General features: G+C 57.9%; 2 protein-coding genes. Both read right to left on the bottom strand.

Going from position 1 to position 444, the window contains the following annotated elements; all coding sequences use genetic code 11:
* On the bottom strand, window positions 1-193 hold a 193-nt coding region (locus AC1RPT_RS07675), incomplete at its 3' end, for a hypothetical protein (protein ID WP_481762966.1).
* 8 nt (window positions 194-201) lie between these two features.
* Entirely contained in the window at window positions 202-354 is a 153-nt protein-coding gene (locus tag AC1RPT_RS07680; protein ID WP_281106372.1) for a hypothetical protein, read from the bottom strand.
* Window positions 355-444 lie beyond the last annotated feature (90 nt).

Consider the following 444-nt stretch of genomic DNA (forward strand, 5'->3'; position numbering starts at 1 on the left):
GGTGGATAGCGGCCTCCAGACCTGTGGGAAGTTTGTCGCCGTAGCCCAGAACGCGGCGCTCGATCTCGCGTACCAGAGCCGTGAGGTCACCTGCCCACACGTCGGTCGCGCCCATGCAGTTGGGCTGTGCCGTTGTCTGAAGGCGCTTAAAGCCACTGATCTTAGCGGCCTTGAAAATGTCCTTAATGTGCACCGTTTCTCCTAATGTTCCTGATCCTTATCCAGCTCGTATCCAGCGAGCCAACCTGCATCCCAGTCCATCCGCTTCACGACATCGGCCATCGGGTACGGATTGTCCTCAGTTGAATCGCCATGCATGTAGGCACTGAGCCCCAACATCCATGCCTCAGTCATTGTCGCCCCCGCTGCTCATGTCGCGAGCCGCCGTCCAACCAGCAGCCCAATCGTAATGGTCCATGGAATCTGAATCGTACGGATTCTCCC

Source organism: Dellaglioa sp. CoH-56-MRSF-11, assembly GCF_056782135.1.